Raw genomic sequence first — 18984 nt, 5'->3', positions numbered from 1 at the left:
GTCCGGGCTCGTGGAACCGGTCCTCCCCCGACCGACCGTGAGGGCGGACGACTCGCACCTCGCGGCCGGTGTCTCCTCGTACGCTTGGTTCTGATGAGACGCAGAAGCCCGATCCCGCCCTCGCCCCTGCCGCAGCGCGACGGGGTCGATCCGGTGCGGGTGAAGCTGCCGCGGGAGGCGGCGTGGGCGACCGTGCGGGATCATCTGGTCGAGCGGCTCGCGGCCGGGCCGGGAGTGATCGACGAGATGCTGGACGCGGGGCTGATCGTGGATGCCGAGGGGCGTGCGGTACCGCACGACATGGCGTACGCGGCGGGCATGTTCGTGTGGTTCCACCGCGAGCTGCCCTGCGAGGTGCCGGTGCCGTTCGCCCTGGACGTCGTGTACCGCGACGAGCATGTCGTCGTCGCGGACAAGCCGCATTTCCTCGCCACGACACCGCGCGGCAGCCATGTGGCCGAGACGGCACTCGCGCGGCTGCGCCGGGAACTGGGCCTGCCCACGCTGAGCGCCGCGCACCGCCTCGACCGGCTCACCGCCGGGCTGCTGCTGTTCACCGTGCGGACCGAGGAGCGTGGCGCGTACCAGTCGCTCTTCCGCGACCGGCTCGTCGCCAAGGAGTACGAGGCGGTCGCCCGCTACGATCCGGCTCTCGCCCTTCCGCGCACGGTACGCAGCCGCATCGTGAAGGAGCGCGGCGTCCTGGCGGCCCGACAGATCGAGGGCGAGCCCAACGCCGTGAGCGATGTGGAGCTGCTGGAACAGCGGGACGACGGGCTGGCACGCTACCGGCTGAGGCCCCGCACCGGGCAGACACACCAACTGCGGGTGCACATGAGCGCGCTGGACGTGCCGATCCTCGGTGACCCCCTGTACCCGGAGGTGAAGGGCCCCGTGCCGACCGACGACTTCCGGCGTCCGCTCCAACTGCTGGCGCGGGCTCTGGAGTTCACCGATCCGGTCACGGGGCTCGCGCACCGGTTCAGGAGCGGACGTGTGCTGCAGGCCTGGTCGTCGTACGAGGAGTGGGCGGGGCAGGCGTACGGCGACCAGGCCTGAGGGAATCGCTCAGTCGCCGCTGAACCACCTCAGCAGGCGGCGCAGGACACCTGGTCGGCCGACCGGTTCCGCTGCTGCGACCGGTTCCGCTGCTGCGACCGGTTCCGCTGCTGCGGCCGGTTCCGCTGCTGCGGCCGGTTCCGCTGCTGCGGCCGGGTCCGAGTGCGTGGACCGGGACGAGGCGGGAGCGGCCTCGGGTGCCGGGCTCGGCATCGGGATGCGCCGGTCCTCGCCCTGCGTCGGCATCGGGCGGCCGAGGGGTTTCGGCTCGATGTCCTCCTTGCGCTTCGGCTCGAAGCGCACCGGGAGGCTCACCAGATGCCGGGTCGAGATCGACGCGCGCCAGCGCAGCTCGTCTTCCTCACAGTCGAGCCGGATGTCCGGAAGACGCGTCAGCAGCGCGTCCACGCCGACGTCGGCGATGGCGCGGCCTGTGTCCTGGCCCGGGCACTCGTGCGGGCCGCCGCCGAAAGCGAGGTGGGAGCGGTTGCCCTGCATGTTGGCGGTGACGTCGGGCCGTACCCGCGGGTCGACGTTGCCCGGCGCGATCCCGAAGAGCAGCCCGTCGCCCTTGCGGATGCGCTGCCCCCCCAGCTCCGTGTCCTGCTTGGCGAAGTAGGCGAGTTGGGTGCTGAACGGTGGCTCGTCCCACAGGGACTGTTCGACCGCCTCGGGCACGGTCATCTGACCGCCCTTGAGCTGGGCGCGGAATCCGGGGTCGGTGAGGACGACGCGCAGCACGTTGGCGAGGAGGTTGGTGGTGGCCTCGTACGCGGCGATGAGTACGACGCGCAGGTGTTGGCCCACCTCCTCGTCGGTGAGCCGCGCCGGGTGGTTGATCAGATGGCTGGTGAAGTCCTCCTGGGGCTGGGCCCTGCGGCGGGTGGTGAGCCGCATGAGGGCTTCCGTGATGTAGGCGTTGCTGGCGATCGCGGTCTCGGTGCCCTTGAGCATGTCGCGGGCGGCGTGCACGATCCGGTCGTTGTACTCCTCCGGCATGCCGAGGATCTCGCACATGACCGCCATCGGCAGATGCTCGGCGAACTGGCTGACGAGGTCTGCCTCGCCCTCCTCGCAGAACTCGTTGACGAGTTGCTGGGTGTAGCGGTTGATGCTGCGGCGGATGCCCCGGAAGTTGATGGTCGACATGGCGCCGGTGACCGCGCCCCGCAGCCGCAGATGCTCGTCGCCCTCGGCGTGGCAGCAGATGGGCTGCCACGCGATGTGGGGCATCAGCGGGTTGTCGGGCTTGAACGTGCCGTCCTGGAGCTTGTTCCAGAGCCGGGTGTCCCGGGAGTACTGCGACGGGGTGCTCACCATGTGCATGTTCTCGCTGTGGCCGAGCACGACCCAGATCGGCACGTCGTCGTGAAGCAGGGCGGGGGCCACCGGTCCGTGCTCCGCGCGCAGTTTCTCGTACACGGTTCCCAGGTCGTCCGCCTCGGGTCCGTACAGCCGGCGCAGCCCGCCGGGGTCCATGCCGTGGGCGGGGCAACCGGGGGGCGGCCCGAGCGTGGGGTCGTCCGTGCCGGTCGAGGAAGGGGATTCAGGCGTCACGTTGATCGCTCCGAGCTGAGGTGATCCGGTGTCTGGGGGGCGGGGGCCGGGAGGGGACGGGCGTGCGGGACGGCACGCCTCCCGGCCCAGGGGCGCTTACGGAACTCGTACTGGGTTGGGCTCACACGGGTCGTACTGGGCTCAGACGGCCGTACAGGACTCACACGGCCGTACTGGGCTCACACGGGTCACGCCGACGCCGCACCCGAGACGGTCAGCGAGTGCAGGAACCGCATGAGAGTCATCAGGACATCCCGGCTCGACGCCCGGCGTCGTGCGTCACAGCGGATGATCGGGATCTCCTCGGCCAGGTCGAGCGCCTGGCGCAGTTCCTCGATGGCGTAGCGGGGCGCGTCGGGGAAGTCGTTGACCGCGACGACGAAGGGGACCTGGCGTTCCTCCAGGCGGCCCATGACGTCGAAGCTGACCTCCAGCCTGCGGGTGTCGACGAGGACGACCGCGCCGAGGGCGCCCTCGAACAGGCCGTTCCACAGGAACCAGAAGCGCTCCTGTCCGGGGGTGCCGAACAGATAGAGCACCAGCTCGTCCGTGATGCTGATACGGCCGAAGTCCATGGCCACGGTGGTGGCCGTCTTGGACTTGGAGCCGAAGTTGTCGTCGACTCCGACGCCGGCCTGCGTCATGGTCTCCTCGGTCGTCAGCGGCCTGATCTCGCTGACGGACCCCACCATGGTCGTCTTGCCGACGCCGAAACCACCCACGATCACGATCTTCGCCGCGGCCTGCGCGGTGTGCGGCAGGTGGTCCTCGGTCCGTGGACCCGTGATGGTGTCAGAGCTTTTGAAGTCCATGCATCACCGCTTCGAGGAGGGAACGGTCTGCCCGCGCCTGCCGGACGACCGGTGCGCGTGCCTGTACCAGTTCGGCCGTCAGCAGCTCGGTGAGCAGGACGGTCACCACGCTGATCGGCAGGTTGAGATAGGCCGAGATCTCGGCCACGGACAGGGGTGCCTGGCAGATCCGGAGCAGCGCCGACTGCTCCGGTGCGGCGGACGGCGGCGCGTCGGCACACGCCACGATCAAGGTGACGAGGTCGATCGGGGCTCGCTCGCCGTCCTCGCCGGTGAGGATGTAGAGCCGCTCGGGGGGCCGCTCCCCCGTTGCGCTCGGGAGGTCGATCGGGGGCGGCGGTGGAGGCGGCTCGTGCTTGGGCTGGCGCCGCTGGCGACGCGGAGGCGTCATACGGTCTGCCCGTTCCGCCGCGGCGGACTGGTGAGGTGGGAGCCGATCCGGTCGACGAGGTCGCGCATGCGGTTGCTCATCAGCCCGGGTTCGGCGATCTCGTTGGCGAGGACCGCGAGATAGGCGTTGGCTCCGGCGGCCATCAGGTAGAAGTAGCCGCCGTTGATCTCGATGATGACCATCCGCATGTGGCCGTCGCTCTGCGGGATCTCTCCGGCCACGGCGCCTGCCAGGCTCTGCAGGCCCGCGCAGGCCGCGGCGACACGGTCGGCGGCGTCGGGATCGCCGCCGTAGCGGGCGATCCGCAGGCCGTCGGCGGAGAGCACGACGATCTGCTGGATGCCGGGTACACCGTCGGCCAGATCCTTCAGCATCCAGTCGAAGTTGGCTCGTTGCTGGATCACTTGAGGTCCCCCTCGTCGTCGGTCTCCGTGCGGGCCGACTCGTTGTTCGCAGTGGTGGCGGTGAACCCGGTGACCCCGTCCGGGCCGGTCGAGCCGGTCGGACCGTCCAGGTCGCCCGGGGAATCCGGGATCCGGGTGCGGGCGGCCGGGTCCGGGTCGCCCTTCAGACCGGCCATGAACGCCTCGACCCACATCCCGGGAGGCGGCAGTTCCTTCTCCGGCTCGGGCTCGGGCTGCCACACGGGTGCGGCCGCGATCGCGGCCTCGGCTGCGGCCTCCGCCGCGGCGGCCTCCGCGTAGCGCTGGCTGAGCGGGATCTTCGAGCGGCTGCGGCGCTGGGGCAGGCCGTTGGCCGTCCACTCGGTGACGACGGGGACGTCGTCGTCCAGGCCTCGGCTCATCTCCTCCGCGGAGCTCGGGATCCGCGGTCCGGTGGTCGGGCGGCGACGCTTGGGCTTGCGGTTGGGTCCTTCCACGCCGCCGGTGTCCATGGTCGGTACGGCTGCGGCGCCGATGCCGTGGGCGAGGCCGGGCGCGGGCTCCTCGGTGAGCATGTCGCGGGGTACGACGACGACGGCGCGGACGCCGCCGTAGGCGGAGGGCCGCAGCGAGATCTGCATCTTGTACATGGTCGACAGCCGGCCCACGACGGCGAGACCGAGACGCGGACTGTCGCCCATGTCCTGCATGTCCATGCCCTGTTGCGCCTTGACGAGCATGTCCTCGACCTTGGCGCGGGTCTCCTCGCTGAGGCTGATGCCACCGTCCTCGATCTCGATGGCGATGCCCGTCTGCACCTCCACGGCGGTGACGTGCACCTTGGTGTGGGGCGGCGAGTAGCGGGTGGCGTTGTCCAGGAGTTCGGCGCAGGCGTGGATGACCGGTTCGACGGACACGCCGTTGACATTGACCTTGGCGATCGAGTCGAGCTCGATGCGGCGGTACTCCAGGATGCGGGACATGGCGCCGCGCAGGCAGCTGTACAGCGGGACGGGGCGGGGCCACACGCGGCCGGGGCGGCTGCCGCCGAGGACCGCGATGGAGTCGGCGAGACGGCCGATCAGCGCGGTGCCGTGGTCGATGCGCAGCAGGTCGTCGAAGACCTCGGGGTTGCGCCCGTGGTCCTCCTCCATCTCCCGCAGTTCCTTGTTCTGCTGGTGGACGATCGCCTGGACACGGCGGGCGATGTTGACGAAGGACCTCTGCGAGGAGTCGCGCAGTGCTTCCTCGCGGTCGACGATGCCGAGCACCGTGCGGAGCAGTTCGCGCTGCGACTCGGGAAGTCCGCGCCACTCCGCGTCACCGTCGATGACATGACGAATCACCTCTGAGGGGGATTCTCCGGTGCGCAGCCGGTACAGCGTGGCGGGCAGGATCTCCTTGCCCAGCCGCGTGAATTCCTGGTCGTGGGCGGCGATCCGCTGTTCGAGGAAGGCGGTCTGCCGCGTGTGTTCGGCACGCAGATCGCGGACCGTACGACGGCCGCCGCGAACCGCGACGACGGCGACCGCGATGAGCAGGAGCGTGGCGACGGCTCCGCACAAGCCGACGGCGAGCCGGACCGGTCCCGTCACCAGGGAGACGGTGGTCCCGGTCGCCGCGGCCATCAGTATCGCCGGGAGCGGCAGCACGCGCGCGTAGGGAAGTTCACGGCCACCGGGAGGCTTTTGAACACTCACCATGTATGCCCTCTAAGACAGTTCGGCTGACGGTCGGGGGGACTCAAACTAGATCTTCGGTATCTTTTGGAACAAGCGCACGAATACACCTCAACTCGGTGCGCTGCGGGCGAGCTTAGTCCGACCGGATCATCGCTGTGTCATATTCAGCAACCGACTGAAATCACCCTCGCGACAGGAGTACGCTCTGGTGATTTACACGCTGGGCCTCCATTCGAACACAGTGAGTGACGGCGTGCGGGCGTGCGAGAAGAGCCTCTTGACACGTGCGAGAAGAGCCTCTTGGCAGGGTGAACCGGCACCGGCACCGGCGGCGGAGTAAGGGGGCGCCGCGGTAAGGCGCCGGCGACGCACAGGCGCGGCGTCCGTAGTGGCCTCGGCGAAGGCGGAGGCGGAGGCGGAGGCGAAGACGGCGACAGGGCGGCCCAGGTCGGGGCGATGGCCGAGGACGCGCGGAGCTACCCAACGGTGGGCTGGTGCGAGCATCGTCGTGGGGCGGCTGTCCCCACGGCTGAAACCCGGGGTCTGCGCCGCTACCGAGAGCCGATCACCATCTGGCAGTTCTTCGCGGAGCCGGACGCCGTGCCTTCGAGCGGGGAGGCGCCGCCGACGTCGAACGACGGGGCGGGAGCCTGAGACGCGGGCCCGGGGGCCTGGCCCTGCCTCGAAGACGCAGCCGGCCGGGGCCTGGTGCCGCCCAAGCGCCGCACCTGAGCGGCGACAAGGCGACACCCGTCCTGCGCACGAACCGGCACCGCACACGCACACGAATCACCGCACCCGCATGCGCACCCGCACCCGCACCCGCACCCGCCAGAACCGCCGCTCCCCCACCGCAGGCGGCCTCACCCCACCGAGGAGTAAGCCACAACCCCCCTCAACAGCCCGTCAACAGCCTTACGCGCACTCTTCCCCACGCTCGACCCAGCGGGTGCCGCCGCCGAAATCTGCCCGAGCACATCGATGACCTGCTTGCACCACCGCACGAAATCGCCGGCCGGCATCTCCGCCTCCCGCAGCACCTCGTCGAGCCCCGTTCCCGAGGCCCACATGTACGCGGCCCAGGCGAACCCGAGGTCGGGCTCACGCTGCCCGACCCCTTCGCTCTGGGTGATCCGGAACTCCTCCTCCAGCGCGTCCAGCCGACCCCAGATCCGCACCATCTCCCCCAGCGCGGCCTTGGCGTTCCCGGACGGCAGCTTCGGCGCCATCGCGTCGTCCGCGGCGCGGGCCTCGTAGACCAGGGCCGACACACACGCGGCGAGCTCCGCGGGCCCCAGCCCCTCCCACACACCCGCCCGCAGACACTCGCTCGCCAGCAGATCCAGCTCGCCGTAGAGCCGCGCCAGCCGCTTCCCGTGCTCGGTGACCTCGTCACCCCGCAGATAGTCCAGCTCGGTCAGCAGCGCCACGATCCGGTCGAAGGTCCGCGCGATCGTGTTCGTCCGCCCCTCGATGCGCCGCTCCAGCTGCGCGGTGTCCCGCTTGAGCCGGTAGTACCGCTCGGCCCACCGCGCGTGGTCCTCACGGTCGTTGCAGCCATGGCACGGATGCGCCCGCAACTCGGCGCGCAGTCGGGCGATCTCACGGTCGTCGGCGGCCGCGGCCCTCCGCTTGCGGTGCCGGTCGGGCACGAGATGCCCGGCCTTGGTACGCAACGCCGACGCCAGGTCCCGCCTCGACTGCGGCGAACGCGGGTTGAAGGACTTCGGGATTCGCATCCGCTCCAGCGCCTCGACCGGCACCGGGAAGTCCATGGACGCCAGCCGCTTGACCTGCCGCTCGGCGGTGAGCACCAGCGGACGCGGCCCGTCGTGGTGCTCGAACCCCCGGTGGCCGTTGGACCGCCCGGCGGGCAGCCCGGGATCCAGCACCAGCGCCAGGCCGGCGTACTTGCCCGTCGGTACATGGATGACATCGCCGGGCTTCAGCTTCTCCAGCGCGACGGCCGCCTCGGCACGCCGCTGGGCCGCGCCCTGCTTGGCCAGCTCGGTCTCGCGGTCCTTCAGCTCCCGCCGCAGGCGCGCGTACTCCTCGAAGTCCCCGAGGTGGCAGGTCATGGACTCCTTGTAGCCGTCAAGACCCTCCTCGTTGCGCTGCACCTGCCGGGAGATGCCGACGACCGACTTGTCGGCCTGGAACTGTGCGAAGGACGTCTCCAGAAGCTCGCGCGAGCGGTGCCGCCCGAACTGCTCGACCAGATTGACCGCCATGTTGTACGACGGCTTGAAGCTGGACCGCAGCGGATACGTACGGGTGCCCGCGAGCCCGGCCAGATGATCGGGGTTCATGCCGCGCTGCCACAGCACGACGGCGTGCCCCTCCACATCGATGCCACGCCGGCCGGCCCGCCCCGTCAACTGCGTGTACTCACCCGGTGTGATGTCCGCGTGCTGCTCGCCGTTCCACTTGACGAGCTTCTCCAACACCACCGAGCGGGCGGGCATGTTGATGCCCAGGGCGAGGGTCTCGGTGGCGAACACGGCCTTGACCAGGCCGCGTACGAAGAGTTCCTCGACGACTTCCTTGAACGTCGGCAGCATGCCCGCGTGGTGGGCCGCGATGCCCCGCTCCAGGCCCTCCAACCACTCGTAGTAGCCCAGGACATGGAGATCCTCGTGCGGGATCGACGCGGTGCGCTCCTCGACGAGGGCGCGCACTCTGAGCCGGGACTCGTCGTCGTTCAGCCGGAGTCCCGCGTACAGGCACTGCTGGACGGCGGCCTCGCAGGCGGCGCGGCTGAAGATGAAGGTGATGGCGGGCAACAGGCCTTCGGAATCGAGCCGTTCGATGACCTCGGGGCGGCTGGGGATCCAGATCCTCGACCGCTGTCTGCGCTCGCGCTCACGGTCGGCCTCGCGCATGGCACGGCCGCGCCTGCGGTCCTGGAAGGAGGGCCGGCTGGCCTCCATCCTCGCCATCCTGGTCAGGTCCGGGTTGACGGCCTTCTTGCTGCCCTCGCCCTCCTCGAACAGGTCGTACATCCGCCGTCCGGCGAGCACGTGCTGGAACAGCGGCACGGGCCGGTGTTCGGAGACGATCACATCGGTGTCGCCGCGCACGGTGTCGAGCCAGTCGCCGAACTCCTCGGCGTTCGACACGGTGGCGGACAGTGAGACCAGGGTGACCGACTCGGGAAGATGGATGATCACCTCTTCCCAGACGGCACCGCGGAAACGGTCGGAGAGGTAGTGCACCTCGTCCATGACGACGTACCCGAGGCCGAGGAGGGTCTGGGAGCCCGCGTACAGCATGTTCCGCAGCACCTCGGTGGTCATCACGACCACGGGGGCGTCGGAGTTGACGCTGTTGTCACCGGTGAGCAGGCCGACCTTGTCGGCGCCGTAGCGGCGGCACAGGTCGGCGTACTTCTGGTTCGACAGGGCCTTGATCGGCGTCGTGTAGAAGCACTTCTTGCCCTGCTGGAGGGCGAGGTGGACGGCGAACTCGCCGACGATCGTCTTGCCCGAGCCGGTGGGGGCTGCGACCAGGACGCCCTTGCCGGCTTCAAGTGCCTGGCATGCCTCGATCTGGAAGGGGTCGAGACCGAAGTCGTACATCTCGCGGAAGGAGGCGAGCGCGGTGGCCTGCTCGACAGCGCGCCTACGTGCTGCCGCGTACCGCTCGGCCGGGGAGAGGTCCTCTGTCATCGTGCTTTCGAGCGTACCGGGCCCCACTGACAACAGGACGATCATTATCCGGATCAGATCCTGTTGAACACGGGATAAGCACAGCTCACGCCCCTCCGTTCGGGCCCGTGCCGCCCTGACCGTTGGCACTTCTTCGGGGGAGTTCACTTGTAGCGGTGGACCACGCGCGCAGCACAACTGACGCCACTATGGGACTTGCCATGGTCGGCGTCATTGCCGTGGCGTCCTCGGCCTCTGCCGCCGCAGCCAGCAAGCGCACGGGCGAGCAGCACACGACTTACGACACGGCGCCGACCTCGATGTGTACGTCGACCTGTGCGTGTCGCGAACGTCGACCGACTACTACCGGGCCACCATGAGGTTCCGCTGGTCGGACGGCGGTGGAGGCCTCGGCACCGGCATGGCCAAGCTCAAGGTCTATCTGTGCCTCGAGCGGAACGACGCCGACTACCGGACCGCCAGCGCCGACTACGCCGAAGCAGCCAACTTCGCTTTTCAGCAGAACGCGGACGGGGGCCTACCGGTATTCCGGTAGGCCCCCGTCCGCGTGCCAGGCGGGCGAAACCTGAATGTCACTCCCCTGCACGCAGAGCAACCGTCCGCCACCATAACCGGCTCCGTCTGAAGGGTGTTTCGAAGGTCCCGCACAGCACCCACGGCGCCCGGCACGCACTCTCGCCGCACCGGCCGAAAGCCCAAGTACGTCCAGTACGAAAGCTTTCGTCCGGCACGCCAAGAGCACGCACCGGACACCGCGGGCACCGCGGGCACAGCACAGGACTTTCGAAACGCCCCTCAGGTCACGTCGTCGTAGCCGTTGATCCGGTCACGCTCGGTCTCCGGTGACGGCGACGGCGACGGAAGTGCCCGGCTCGCCGAGACGGCCTCGACCTCGCCGATGTCGTCCGACGAGAGGTCCAGCTCGGAGGCCTCGTCGTCGCCCGGCTTCAGGGCCTCGACGCGGGCGCGGCGCTTGTCATTGGTGAGCGCGATTCCGGTGGCGATGAAGTACAGGACCCAGATGGGACCCGCCAGCGCCAGCATGGAGATGGGGTCGGTACTGGGGGTGGCGATCGCTGCGAAGAGCGTGATGCCCAAGATCATGCCCCGCCACCAGCCGGCCATCTTCTTGCCGGAGAGGACCCCTCCGAAGTTCAGCATCACCAGGAGCAGGGGCAGCTCGAAGGAGAGGCCGAACACGACGATCATCCGCATGATCAGGTTCAGCAGATCATCCAGGGGAAGCTGGTTGTCGCTCCCGATGATCGAGAACTCCAGCATGACCGACGCCATCTTGGGCAGTGACCAGTAGGCGAAGTACGAGCCCGCCAGGAACAGCGGGAAACCCGCCGCCACGAAACTGAGACCGTACTTCTTCTCGTTCCGGTGCAAGCCCGGCGCCATGAACGCCCAGAGCTGATAGAGCCAGATCGGGGCGGCGAGTACCACACCCGACGACAGGGCCACCGTGAGAGCAAGCGTGAACGGGCTCAGAAGACCGTTCTGCACAATGCGGGCGCAACTGGTCTGACTGCTGTCCTTGGCCAGTTCGGCGAAGGAGTATTCACATCCCACCGCTTGCAGAATGGGATCCGTGAAGAACTGGATGATGTCCTTGTAGAACATCGCCGCGACAACCGTCGTGATGACGATGGCCAACAGGCTCTTGACAAGGCGGTTCCGCAGTTCTCGCAGGTGCTCCGCGAGGGGCATTCGCCCCTCCGGATCCTTTTCCTTCGCTGTCTTGCGGGCAGACTTGAGCAACCCACGTTCCCATCTCGTGCGGCAGGCCGGAGTCTTGTCCGGCCTTGCGTCAGCGCTTGGTCGTGTCCGTCGGCTCGCTCACCGGGCGGGAGCTGGTCACATCGCCGGGGGCGGCCTGGATGGTGCGCTGTGCCGGGGCCTCGTCGTGCGGCGGGGCGGACGCGGCCGTGGTGTTGTCCTGGCCGTCGGACTTCATGGCCTTGGCCTCGCTCTTGAGGATGCGGGCGGACTTGCCGAGCGAGCGCGCCATGTCCGGGAGCTTCTTCGCACCGAAGAGCAGGATGATGACGACGAGGATCAGAATGATCTCGGTGGGGCCGAGCCTACCCATAGCTGTCTACCTTCTTCACCGAGGCGGCGGGTGGGGGCTGTCCGACCGGTCGGACAAGCGTCCGAACAATCGTACTGGCAGCGATCGTAACGCTCAGGGGTAAACGCGAGGCAATCCCTCTGCGTACTACTCCCGCTTCGCGACCCGGGCCTCGTTCTCCGTGCCGCGACAGGCAGCGTACCTGCCGACGGCGTGAAGGTGACAGGGCGAAGTGGCGCAAAACGCACCGGGCCATCAGCTCACAGGAGTTTCCAGCGCCACTCACAGGGTGTCCGCCGAGCGGGCGGCGCTCACCGTCGCCCGCTCCAGGTCCTCCGCCGCCCGGTTGATCCGCCGTGCCGACTCCGTGACCTGCGCACCCAGCCGCTGAGCCGCCACGAAGACCCGCACGGCGAGCACCCCGAGCACGACGAGCCCCACGAAACCCATGGCTACCGCGAACATCGGCCAGAACATGGCGACGACCCTAGCCCGCCGAATGCAGCCGCAAGGTCCGCACCCCGCCCCCGGTGAGCAGCTCGACGATCCGCTCCCCGGCCGGCTTGCGGACGGGAATGCCGCACTCGGGGCAGGTGAAGGAGTAGAAGGTCGTCTTGCTGGTGGCGCCGATGGCCAGCCGCAGCGCGTTCGCGCCCAGCTCGACGTTGGCCCGGCAGTCGGGGCAGCCGGCCCGGAAGACCACGTCGACCACCCTCTTCATGCCCGCGAAGGCGACCGCCACGGTCATCTCCTGAATCTCCTGCGCACCGGACTTCACACCACACGTCACATCGGACACAACCGACCCGCCGTTCACAGCCCTCGCTCCTGCCTGTCGTACCGCCGCTCCTGGACGTCGAGGGGCGCGTCGAGCACGCCACCCGGCCCCTCGTGCGCCGGTGCGGCCTCGTCGTAGGCCGCCAGTGCCTCGCGGGCCGCCCGGCGTGCGCTGTCGGCGAGGTCCTGCGGGGAGACGATCCGTCCGTCGCGCCCGAGCCGCAGCGCGAGCCGCCGCAGCGAGGTGGGGTCCGGGGTGCGCAGACTGATGCGCAACCCGCCGTCCGGCAGTTCCTCGGCGCTGTCGTGCGGGTAGTACTCGGCGACCCAGCGTCCGCCGGGGCCGACCTCGACGACGACCTCCGGGTCCTCGGCAGCGGGCTGCACCAGCGCCTCCGACAGGTCCCGCAGCTCGATCTCGGGCGGCGCGGACGGCTCGTCGAGGATCTTGATCTCGGCGACCCGGTCCAGCCGGAACGTACGTCTCGCCTCGGAGCGCCGACACCAGGCCTCGACATAGGTGTGGCCGACGCTGACCAGGCGAATCGGGTCGATCTCGCGTTCGGTGACCTCGTCACGGGCGGGCGAGTAGTAGCGGATCCACAGCCGTCGGCGCTCCGATATGGCCCGGTCGACGTCGGCGAAGACACCGCCCTCGGACTCGAAGGTGACCGACAGGCGCGAGCTGGCGCCCGCCGCCTCCCCGGCCGCGCCCTCGACCTTGGCGGTGGCCCGCAGAAGGGCCTGCCGGTCGCTCTCGCGCAGCCCCGGCAGGGTGGCCACCGCGCGGGCGGCCACCAGCAGGGCGGTGGCCTCGTCGGCGGCAAGCCGGAGCGGCTCGGCGGCCTCCGCACCGAGGGCCGCCGGGTTGTGCCACCAGATGCGCTCACCGTCGGTGTCGATGTCGAGCAGATCACCGCCGCGGAAGCTGGTCCCGCACATGGGCAGCACATCGAGGTCCGAGACCAGCTCGTCCTCGGTGATCCCGAAGGCGCGGGCCACGTCCTCGATCCGCGCGCCGGGCCGCTCTCGCAGATAGGTCACCAGGGAGAGCATCCGCCGGGTCTGGTCGATGGCGTTCGCCGGCCGGGCCGGTTTTCCCACCACGTTCTTACGTCCCCTCAACCCTTGGCCACGGCACGGAGCCGGTCCACCACGTCGGCCCGCAACTCGGCGGGCTCCACGACCACCACGTCGGGCCCGAACTCCACCAGCCAGGCGTCCAGGCCGTGCCCGTACGGAATCTCCAACTCGTCCCAGCCGCCCCCGAGTTCCCGTACGGCGGTGGCCCTCGCGCGAAGCGGGTAGCCGGCGCCGGCGCGCAGCCTGATCAGCGCGGACCGGTCGGCGGTCTCCCCCGCCCAGCTCGCGACCGTCTCCCGCACGGTGACGACGTCCGGGACGGAGGCGGTGAAGGCACTGCCCCGGCTGCGCACCTTGCCGGTGATCCGGGAGAGCCGGAAGACGCGTTCGGCGCCACGGTCGCGGTCGAAGCCGGCGAGGTACCAGTGACCGCGCCAGCACTCCAGCGCCCACGGCTCGACATGGCGGGGCTCTGGGCGGGCGGCTGTGGCCTTGCGGTACTCGAACACCACCGGGCGGCGGTCGCGGCAGGCCAGCATCAGCGGCTCGAAGGCGGCCTCGTGCACCGGGATCCGCGGCTCCAGGGCGCCATGGGCCTCGTACGGGTCGACGTCCTCGGGCAGCCCGGCCGCGCGCAACTTCTGCAGGGCGCCGCTGGCGGCCCCGGCGAGACGGGCCTGCTGCCAGACCTTCGCGGCGAGCCCGAGGGCGGCGGCCTCCTCGGCGTCCAGGGTGATGGGCGGGAGGCTGTTGCTGTCGCGGCGGGCCAGATAGCCCACTTCGCCGTCGAGGTTCTCCACCGTCTCGATGACCAGGCCGAGTTCGCGCAGATCATCCTTGTCGCGCTCGAACATACGGTTGAAGGAGTCGTCGGAACCGGCCGTGTCCATACCCGGCCTGGCGGCCTCGACATACGCCTCGATGGAATCCCGCAGCTCGCGCTTGCTCAGCGGCCGGCGCGTCCCCAGCAGACACAGCGCCAGGTTCATCAACCGCTCGGCCTTGGCAATGGCCATCGACGACCTTCCCTCAGGGGTGTTCCCGCGGCACGACCGTACCGCTACGAAGCGTCGCGGCAAAAGCCGAGGGTCCATGCCCGAACAGGCATGGACCCCGGACGGTCGTGACCGGTCGCGGCACGATCGGCCCCGACACGGCCTCCGACGGATCAGACCCCGAGGAGGTCGACCACGAAGATCAGCGTCTCGCCGGGCTTGATCGCCGGGCTCGGGCTCTGGTTGCCGTACGCGAGGTGGGCCGGGATGGTCAACTGGCGACGGCCGCCGACCTTCATGCCCTGCACACCCTGGTCCCAGCCCTTGATGACACGACCGCCACCGAGCGGGAACCGGAACGGCGCACCGCGGTTCCAGCTGGCGTCGAACTCCTCACCGGTGGAGAAGGAGACACCCACGTAGTGGACGGTCACGGTCTGACCCGCACGGGCCACCTCGCCGTCGCCCTCCCAGATGTCCTTGATCTCCAGGTCCGCCGGCGGCTCGCCCTCGGGAAAGTCGATCTCGGGCTTGTCAATGCTCACGTCTTCAGGCCTTTGCTTGTGTACGAACGAGACAACGCGGGACAGTCTCGCATCCCTTCCGGGGTTCACATCTTTGCGAGGATGTCCACGGTGAACACCATCACGGAGTCCTTCTTGATGTCGCTGCCACTCGGCGGCGTGTCCCCGTAACCCAGCTTCGGCGGGATGACGATGAGGAGGCGACTGCCCACCTTCTTGCCGGTCATGCCCTGGGACCAGCCCTTGACGACCTGCTGCATCCCGAACGAGCTCAGCGCCTCACGGCTGTAGGAGGAGTCGAACTCCTTGCCGGTGTCCCAGATGACGCCCTTGTACTGCACCAGCAGGCTGTCCTCCGCCCCCACCTCCGGGCCGTCGCCCTCAAGGATGTAGTTGGCCACCAGGCCGGTCGGCGGGTCGACCTTCGGCACCTCGATGGAGGGCGCCTTGCCGTCGGTGTTGGTGCCCACCTTCGGCAGGTCCACGTCGTCCTGCGCGACCTTCGCGCCCTCGGCGGAGCTCTTGGCGTTGAACGTCTTCTGGATGTCGACGACGAAGACGAGCGTGTCAGTACCCTTGATACCCGCCTGCGCGTTGCCCTCGGTGCCATACCCCCAGGTCGGGGGCACGGCCATCTGGACTCGGCTGCCGGCCTTCTTGCCCGTCAGCGCATAGCGCCAGCCGTCGATGATGCCCTGCGGGGAGAGCTGGATCACCAGCGGCGTCTTACGGTCGTAGGAGTTGTCGAAGACCTTCGCCGTGGCCCAGATCTGGCCCAGGTAGTTCGCCTGGATGTAGTCACCCTCGGCGACCGTCCGACCGGTCCCGGCGATGACCGTCTTCACCGCCAGGTCCTTCGACGGATCACCGCTGCCCTTGGCGACCGTCGGCTTCTCGTCGAACTTCACCCCACCCGTGATGGCCGGCAGCGGACCGTCCACGATCTTCGGCGGCTTCGCGGCCCCGCTCTCCGACGCGGACGGGCTGCTGCTCGCCTTGGCCGAGTCGGACTTGTCGTCACCGCAGGCGGCGAGCGTGACCAGTCCAGCGGGGACAGCGATGAGAAGTGAGCGTCGGCGCACGGTGAAGGCCTCGTATCGGTCGATCTTGTCGGATGGCGTGCGCGCAACTCTACGGCGTGAGAAGGGCGCCGTACGGCAAACGTACGGCGCCCCGCGTTGCGTTCCGGATCGGCATCCGGAACATTTCCGCTCACATTCCGGCGATCAGCTTCTCCACCCGGTCGTCCACCGAACGGAACGGGTCCTTGCACAACACCGTGCGTTGCGCCTGGTCGTTGAGCTTGAGATGCACCCAGTCGACCGTGAAATCCCGGCGCTGTTCCTGAGCGCGCCGGATGAAGTCACCGCGCAGCCGCGCCCGAGTCGTCTGCGGCGGAACCGACTTGCCCTCGAAGATCTTCAAATCGTTGCAGATACGGGCGGCCTGACCTTTCCTCTCCAACAGGTAGTAGAGGCCACGACGACGGTGGATGTCGTGATACGCGAGGTCTATCTGCGCGACCCGCGGATGCGACATGGTCATGTTGTGCTTGGCGCGGTACCGCTCGATGAGCTTGTACTTCATGACCCAGTCGATCTCGGTGCCGATCCGGTCGAGATCCTCGGCCTCGATCGCGTCCAGCGTGCGGCCCCACAGCTCCAGGACCTGCTCCACGGTGCCCGTACGGATACCGCGGCGCTCGACGAAGTCCACGGCCTTCTCGTAGTACTCGCGCTGCACCTCCAGCGCGGACGCCTCCCGGCCACTGGCCAGCCGCACCTTGCGACGGCCGGTGATGTCATGACTGACCTCGCGGATCGCCCGGATCGGGTTCTCCAGGGTGAGGTCACGCATGACCGTGCCCGCCTCGATCATGCGCAGCACCAGGTCGGTGGCACCGACCTTCAGCAGCATGGTCGTCTCGGACATGTTCGAGTCACCCACGATGACGTGGAGACGGCGGTACCGCTCGGCGTCCGCGTGCGGCTCGTCACGCGTGTTGATGATCGGCCGGGAACGGGTGGTCGCCGAGCTGACCCCCTCCCAGATGTGCTCCGCGCGCTGGCTCACGCAGTACACCGCACCACGCGGCGTCTGCAGCACCTTGCCCGCGCCGCACAGCAGCTGCCGGGTGACGAGGAACGGAATCAGGATGTCCGCGAGCCGGGAGAACTCCCCGTGCCGCGCCACCAGATAGTTCTCATGACAACCGTATGAGTTGCCCGCCGAGTCCGTGTTGTTCTTGAAGAGATAGACGTCGCCCGCGATTCCCTCCTCGTGCAGGCGGCGTTCGGCGTCGACCAGCAGTCCTTCGAGAATGCGCTCGCCGGCCTTGTCGTGAGTGACCAGCTCGGTCACGTTGTCACATTCGGGTGTCGCGTATTCCGGATGTGAGCCCACGTCGAGATAGAGGCGGGCCCCGTTCCGCAGAAACACATTGCTGCTGCGGCCCCATGACACGACACGGCGGAAGAGGTACCGCGCCACCTCGTCAGGAGACAGACGGCGCTGTCCCCTGAACGTGCACGTGACGCCGTACTCGTTCTCCAGCCCGAAAATGCGGCGGTCCATGACTGAACATTACGCCCGATCCACCGAGCTGAAACGGGGTTCGACAGCACGGTTTGGATCATTTTCCGATGAGACCGCAACCACCGCACCCTCGGAAGGAACAGCGAGAACCCGCCCGGTCGCCAGCAGAACCAGCAACGACACGGCCCCCGCGGCACCCGGCACGACGAAGCCCCAGAGCGTGCCGCCCCACTCCACCACCGGCCCCGCCACCCCCGTACCGACCGACGCGCCCACCGTGAACGTCGTCACGATCCACGAGAACGCCTCCGTCACCGTCCCCCGCGGCGCGTGCCGGTCCACCAGCACGAACGCACACGCGAGCGCCGGCGCCAGGAACACACCCGCCAGCGCCGCCAGCGCCGTCATCGCCACCGGACCCGGCGTCAGCGTCAACGGGACGTAACACACCGCCAGCAGCGCCACCAGCACCCTCAGCCGCCGCTCCGGCGCCCCACCCCACCGACGCGCCCCGTACGCCGTACCGCCGACCAGGGCACCGAACCCGACACCCGCCATCAACCACCCGTACACCGCGTCCCCGCCGTGCCCGTCCGCGTACGACACCGCGGCGACCGTGATGGACCCCAGAGCGATCCCCACGAACAGGAAGGACCCCAGCAGCGCCAGCAGCCCGGGAGAGCGCAGCGCCCCCAGCCAGTGGGCCTCCCGCGGCGCCGAGCGCCAGGCCCGCGAGGGCGGCGAGACGACCACCCAGAGGGCTCCCAGCACCCCGATGACGTTCAGCACCACCAGCGCCGCCTGCGCCGACCACAAGGACACGCACAGCGTCACCAGCAGCGGCCCGACCGTGAACATGACCTCCTGCGCCACCGCGTCCATCGCGTACGCGGTGTGCACGTGCTCCTCCTTCCGGAGCACGTTCGGCCACAGCGCCCGCAGCCCGCCCTCCAGCGGCGGCGTGAACAGCCCGGCGACCACCATCGAGGCATACGCCGGCACCAGCGGATCCAGGCCCGCGAACGCGAAGGCGGCCATCCCGCAGGCGGAGACCAGCGCGGCGGGCAACTGCACCCGGGGCTGCCCGTACAGGTCCACCAGCCGCCCCAGCAGCGGCTGCCCCACGGCGTTCGCCACGCCGTACACGGCCGCCAGCGCCCCCGCGAGGCTGTACGTACCGCCCTCCGCGCGCACGAACAGCACGATCGCGATCGCGGCGGTGGCGTTCGGCAACCGCCCCACCAAGGTGCCCGCGAGCAGGCGCGCGGCATGCCGCGCCCTGAGGATCTCCAGGTATCCGGCGGCCATCCGCTGCCCTTCCGACGAAGCTCGACCAGTGAAGTGTTACGTATAACGTCGTGGTCCATACGTACCATGAGCGCTGTCCACGAGTCCAGACGCGCACCCCGCGTCGAGACACACCCCCACGAAGGAGCAGGCCGAC

Annotated in this window: 18 protein-coding genes; 2 read left to right on the top strand and 16 right to left on the bottom strand. The window is 69.1% G+C overall.

The window, feature by feature from the left end; genetic code table 11:
* Nucleotides 1–93 precede the first annotated feature (93 nt).
* Nucleotides 94–1059 (top strand): pseudouridine synthase, encoded by a 966-nt coding sequence (locus ACFY9I_RS15790; RefSeq protein ID WP_391001850.1) that lies wholly within the window; start codon nt 94–96, stop codon nt 1057–1059.
* A gap of 9 nt (nt 1060–1068) precedes the next feature.
* On the opposite strand, the gene ACFY9I_RS15785 is transcribed toward ACFY9I_RS15790, so the two are convergent.
* The 6 genes from ACFY9I_RS15785 to ACFY9I_RS15760 form a co-directional block, all read right to left on the bottom strand.
* The gene (locus tag ACFY9I_RS15785) at nt 1069–2616 is read right to left on the bottom strand and encodes a cytochrome P450 (protein ID WP_391001848.1); all 1548 of its coding nucleotides are present in this window, start codon (nt 2614–2616) and stop codon (nt 1069–1071) included.
* A gap of 188 nt (nt 2617–2804) precedes the next feature.
* Complete coding sequence (locus tag ACFY9I_RS15780; protein ID WP_391001846.1) at nt 2805–3428, bottom strand: ATP/GTP-binding protein; 624 nt, start codon at nt 3426–3428, stop codon at nt 2805–2807.
* Entirely contained in the window at nt 3409–3819 is a 411-nt protein-coding gene (locus ACFY9I_RS15775) for a DUF742 domain-containing protein (RefSeq protein WP_391001844.1), read from the bottom strand. Before ACFY9I_RS15775 ends, ACFY9I_RS15780 begins: the two co-directional genes overlap by 20 nt.
* On the bottom strand, nt 3816–4223 hold the full coding sequence (locus tag ACFY9I_RS15770; protein WP_391001842.1) for a roadblock/LC7 domain-containing protein: 408 nt from the start codon (nt 4221–4223) through the stop codon (nt 3816–3818). Before ACFY9I_RS15770 ends, ACFY9I_RS15775 begins: the two co-directional genes overlap by 4 nt.
* Nucleotides 4220–5905: an ATP-binding protein gene (locus tag ACFY9I_RS15765; RefSeq protein ID WP_391001840.1), complete on the bottom strand. Its 1686-nt coding sequence runs from the start codon at nt 5903–5905 to the stop codon at nt 4220–4222. The genes ACFY9I_RS15770 and ACFY9I_RS15765 overlap by 4 nt, the downstream gene beginning before the upstream one ends.
* Before the next feature lie 842 nt (nt 5906–6747).
* On the bottom strand, nt 6748–9597 hold the full coding sequence (locus ACFY9I_RS15760) for a DEAD/DEAH box helicase (RefSeq protein ID WP_391001838.1): 2850 nt from the start codon (nt 9595–9597) through the stop codon (nt 6748–6750).
* 274 nt (nt 9598–9871) lie between these two features.
* Between ACFY9I_RS15760 and ACFY9I_RS15755 the strand changes: the two genes are divergently transcribed.
* On the top strand, nt 9872–10087 hold the full coding sequence (locus ACFY9I_RS15755; protein ID WP_391001836.1) for a hypothetical protein: 216 nt from the start codon (nt 9872–9874) through the stop codon (nt 10085–10087).
* 260 nt (nt 10088–10347) lie between these two features.
* Here ACFY9I_RS15755 and tatC read toward each other — a convergent pair whose 3' ends face one another.
* The 10 genes from tatC to ACFY9I_RS15705 form a co-directional block, all read right to left on the bottom strand.
* Entirely contained in the window at nt 10348–11316 is a 969-nt protein-coding gene (tatC, locus tag ACFY9I_RS15750; RefSeq protein ID WP_391001834.1) for a twin-arginine translocase subunit TatC, read from the bottom strand.
* A 49-nt stretch (nt 11317–11365) separates the two neighbouring features.
* The gene (gene tatA, locus ACFY9I_RS15745; protein ID WP_365673483.1) at nt 11366–11647 is read right to left on the bottom strand and encodes a Sec-independent protein translocase subunit TatA; all 282 of its coding nucleotides are present in this window, start codon (nt 11645–11647) and stop codon (nt 11366–11368) included.
* A 261-nt stretch (nt 11648–11908) separates the two neighbouring features.
* Nucleotides 11909–12103: a hypothetical protein gene (locus tag ACFY9I_RS15740; RefSeq protein WP_391001831.1), complete on the bottom strand. Its 195-nt coding sequence runs from the start codon at nt 12101–12103 to the stop codon at nt 11909–11911.
* A 10-nt stretch (nt 12104–12113) separates the two neighbouring features.
* Complete coding sequence (locus tag ACFY9I_RS15735) at nt 12114–12374, bottom strand: hypothetical protein (RefSeq protein ID WP_391001829.1); 261 nt, start codon at nt 12372–12374, stop codon at nt 12114–12116.
* A 65-nt stretch (nt 12375–12439) separates the two neighbouring features.
* Nucleotides 12440–13510, bottom strand: a complete 1071-nt coding sequence (locus ACFY9I_RS15730) for a WYL domain-containing protein (protein WP_391001827.1) — start codon at nt 13508–13510, stop codon at nt 12440–12442.
* 14 nt (nt 13511–13524) lie between these two features.
* The gene (locus tag ACFY9I_RS15725) at nt 13525–14502 is read right to left on the bottom strand and encodes a WYL domain-containing protein (RefSeq protein WP_391001825.1); all 978 of its coding nucleotides are present in this window, start codon (nt 14500–14502) and stop codon (nt 13525–13527) included.
* A gap of 152 nt (nt 14503–14654) precedes the next feature.
* Entirely contained in the window at nt 14655–15026 is a 372-nt protein-coding gene (locus ACFY9I_RS15720; protein WP_391001823.1) for an FKBP-type peptidyl-prolyl cis-trans isomerase, read from the bottom strand.
* A 65-nt stretch (nt 15027–15091) separates the two neighbouring features.
* Nucleotides 15092–16087 carry an FKBP-type peptidyl-prolyl cis-trans isomerase gene (locus tag ACFY9I_RS15715; RefSeq protein ID WP_391001821.1) on the bottom strand — a complete coding sequence of 332 codons (996 nt, stop codon included), beginning with the start codon at nt 16085–16087 and terminating at the stop codon, nt 15092–15094.
* A 130-nt stretch (nt 16088–16217) separates the two neighbouring features.
* A complete protein-coding gene (gene pafA, locus ACFY9I_RS15710; RefSeq protein WP_033531667.1) occupies nt 16218–17579 on the bottom strand; it encodes a Pup--protein ligase in 1362 nt (453 codons plus the stop codon).
* 9 nt (nt 17580–17588) lie between these two features.
* The gene (locus tag ACFY9I_RS15705; RefSeq protein WP_391001818.1) at nt 17589–18848 is read right to left on the bottom strand and encodes an MFS transporter; all 1260 of its coding nucleotides are present in this window, start codon (nt 18846–18848) and stop codon (nt 17589–17591) included.
* Between the last annotated feature and the right edge of the window lie 136 nt (nt 18849–18984).

The sequence above is a fragment of the Streptomyces sp. NPDC012510 genome (assembly GCF_042955065.1).
Taxonomy (GTDB): Bacteria; Actinomycetota; Actinomycetes; order Streptomycetales; family Streptomycetaceae; genus Streptomyces.
This window is presented reverse-complemented; position numbering and strand designations above follow the sequence as displayed.

Coding starts and splice junctions, on each gene's coding strand:
- ACFY9I_RS15705 (WP_391001818.1), bottom strand. CDS start 18,848: ATGGCCGCCGGATACCTGGAGATCCTCAGGGCGCGGCATGCCGCGCGC.
- ACFY9I_RS15775 (WP_391001844.1), bottom strand. CDS start 3,819: ATGACGCCTCCGCGTCGCCAGCGGCGCCAGCCCAAGCACGAGCCGCCT.
- ACFY9I_RS15790 (WP_391001850.1), top strand. CDS start 94: ATGAGACGCAGAAGCCCGATCCCGCCCTCGCCCCTGCCGCAGCGCGAC.
- pafA (WP_033531667.1), bottom strand. CDS start 17,579: ATGGACCGCCGCATTTTCGGGCTGGAGAACGAGTACGGCGTCACGTGC.
- ACFY9I_RS15725 (WP_391001825.1), bottom strand. CDS start 14,502: ATGGCCATTGCCAAGGCCGAGCGGTTGATGAACCTGGCGCTGTGTCTG.
- ACFY9I_RS15760 (WP_391001838.1), bottom strand. CDS start 9,597: ATGATCGTCCTGTTGTCAGTGGGGCCCGGTACGCTCGAAAGCACGATG.
- ACFY9I_RS15740 (WP_391001831.1), bottom strand. CDS start 12,103: ATGTTCTGGCCGATGTTCGCGGTAGCCATGGGTTTCGTGGGGCTCGTC.
- tatA (WP_365673483.1), bottom strand. CDS start 11,647: ATGGGTAGGCTCGGCCCCACCGAGATCATTCTGATCCTCGTCGTCATC.
- ACFY9I_RS15735 (WP_391001829.1), bottom strand. CDS start 12,374: ATGACCGTGGCGGTCGCCTTCGCGGGCATGAAGAGGGTGGTCGACGTG.
- ACFY9I_RS15765 (WP_391001840.1), bottom strand. CDS start 5,905: ATGGTGAGTGTTCAAAAGCCTCCCGGTGGCCGTGAACTTCCCTACGCG.
- ACFY9I_RS15780 (WP_391001846.1), bottom strand. CDS start 3,428: ATGGACTTCAAAAGCTCTGACACCATCACGGGTCCACGGACCGAGGAC.